1 protein-coding gene is annotated in these 2,360 nt (G+C 34.8%); it reads right to left on the bottom strand.

What is annotated here, in order from left to right; genetic code table 11:
• Positions 1-2,360 (bottom strand): InlB B-repeat-containing protein (locus HOLDEFILI_RS19800; RefSeq protein WP_006059897.1); only part of this gene is annotated, 2,360 nt, incomplete at both ends.

A 2,360-nucleotide genomic window follows, 5' to 3' on the forward strand; every position in this document is an offset into this window, starting at 1 on the left:
TCGTTGTCTGTTCGGCATCAACGATATAGTTGACTACAATGACCGCTCCATTCGCAATGGTTTCACCTTCTACAGCTTCCCCATTTTCATAAGTTACAGTGCTCTTCTTATAACCCTTATAACCGCGATCTGCTTCTAATTCAGTATTCCGTGTCAGTGTATCTGGCTGCAATACCTGAACTTTCTGCGTTTCCGTTAAGGTTTCCTGAACTTCTTCGCCAATTACATGCTTGACTGTGTAATTCAGTTCCTTTGTCTGGCTTTCATCAATAACAAAATTAGCAGTAAACTCCAAATTTCCATAAGATCCTTCACTAATTACAGTATTCATAGGATCATGTGTTGCATCTGGATTTGTACCCTTTGTTAATGTCCATCCTGTAAAAGCATAACCTCGTTTTTCAGGATTTACTAAGGTAATAACTTTTCCATCAGAAATGTCTTTAATGGAATACGATACAGGATTTGGATTTACCAAATCGCCATTTTTCCATGTTACATCTTCAACATTTTTATAGTCTATTTCAAAATTAGAAACATTTAATGTAAATTCGATTATATTATCTTGACCATAATATAAATCTGCCCATTTAAATGATTCATTAATCGAATAGCCCTGCAATGCTTCAATTTCTGATGCTAAAACCGGATAAACTTTGATTCGATTTACATCTGAAATATTATCTAGTACACTATAGATAATTTTACCTTCATACGTATAAATTACGTCATATGTCAGTTCCGCAGTCGCATAGTAAGTAAACGTTATTACATTTTCATTCGAATTTGTTGATAAGACAATTGACTTACTTGGCGCATCTACAGTATATTCCGCAAATTTTCCTTCTGGTTTTACGGCTTTTTCAACTATTGTTGTTTCTACTTTACCACTGCCATATTTACTTTCAGCAACTTGTTCTCCAGTTTCTGTGACATACTTTACCACGTAATCAGCCATCTGGCGTTTGGACCACCCTGCGTATAAGACTTTGCTTTCTTTTACAGGTTCTGCAAAATCATATAATTGAGTACATTCTTCATCAACAAACCAACCGTCAAAATCGTATCCTGGATTTTCAGGAGCATTGATCATATCAACAGTCTTGCCACTGATTACAGGTCTTGTTTCAACAACCACTCCGTCGCTTACAAACTTGACATCATAACTAGGTGCTGACCATTTTGCATATAATACAAGCCCCTTTGGCATAGTTGTTTCAGTGAATTTTTCTGTTAATCCCTGGTCAATATACCAGCCCTCAAATACTGAATCATTTGTTGGCTTATTCTTTGGTTCTACCAACTTGTCAGAAATATCCTCAGTATAAGGAACTTTGTAATCAATACGATCGTTCACATTTATCAACGATAGTGTATATTCTGCACGAGTATAATAGAAATAATAATCACCACTAGATATATTGGAACTACTTCCAAAATCTACTTTATTTCCTTTAGAATTCGTTGCTTGATATTGATTATAGCCATCAATATCAAAGAACTCTTCAGACTTTGTAAAATAATTGTATCTTACATCAACTGAGGTATACTCACCAAATGTTTTTCCATCAAAATTTCTTTGATTTCCTTTAGCATAACCTTCAAGATAATAATGGATCGTTTCCTCTTTATACGAAGTATTCCTTGTTCTTGAATATGTTCTGTCTTCGCTAGGCATTATATCAAGAACAGCTAATTTAGGATTGCCTTTATTATCTTCCCACGCATATGTTCCATTTTCAGTATGACTCTTAGTAATAGATAACCATTCATCAGCTATATTGGATCCATATTTAGCTTTAATTGTTCCATAGGTAGTATTTCTACTGCCTTTTATTGTAATAGTGTATTCATTTCTGGAATAATAAACTGTTACAACTGAACTACCGTCTGCTTTCACAATTTCGTTAGTTGCGCGTTCAAATTTAAAGGCTTTACTTGGTAAGCTTCCCCAAGAAGGTTTTGCTTGTTGAGAAGTAACTGTTACAGAAGAACCTGTCCGTGCCGTTCCCTGCCCTGTTGATAACAAAGAATATCCATCATCATTAGCATTTTCTACAAGATAAACAATGTTATAGCTCACACTAGAAGCTGACCATTTAGCATACAAAGTGACATTATCTGTCATTACTAAATTTCCACTAACTGAATCACCCTCAAATTCTGGATTGGTATACCAACCTTCGAAAGTATATCCAGCTAGAGTTGAGCCAGAAGCAATTGTAATTTCCGACATATATTTACCAGTTTGCCGTGGAACATAACTTCCTCCGTTAGTTTGATATGTCAGTGAGTAAACATTCAGATCATATTTAATCTCTACAACTGTATCTTCCTTATTTATCAAAGTTTGAATAATG

The organism is Holdemania filiformis DSM 12042, from assembly GCF_000157995.1.
GTDB lineage: Bacteria > Bacillota_I > Bacilli_A > Erysipelotrichales > Erysipelotrichaceae > Holdemania > Holdemania filiformis.